This is a genomic window from Deferrisoma palaeochoriense (genome assembly GCF_054656955.1).
Map to the genome: position 1 here is coordinate 1 of NZ_BAAHXI010000225.1, position 253 is coordinate 253.

The 253-nt window shown below is 62.8% G+C and carries 1 pseudogene; it reads left to right on the forward strand.

Annotation, left to right across the window (positions count from 1 at the left end):
- Nucleotides 1-68: 68 nt before the first annotated feature.
- A pseudogene (locus tag ACYQ8L_RS18800) lies at nucleotides 69-253 on the forward strand (hypothetical protein); the annotation flags it as partial.

Sequence of the window (253 nt, forward strand, 5' to 3'; positions counted from 1 at the left end):
AAAAGGAGATCCTCACGTCCCACGCGGGTCTGGCGTTGGCCGGGCAACTTCTGAATCGGAAGACCTCGTTGCGCCAGCGGGCCCGAAAGAGCTTGCCGGGCGGCGTGATCGACAGCGGCGATGTGGTGATCAGCTTTCTCGGCAACCTTCTGCTGGGCCAGCCGGATTTCGAGGCGATTCAGAACCGGCGAGGGGACAAGGTGTTCAAGACGACATTGGGGTTGCGCCACGTCCCTTCGGCGGAGACCCAACG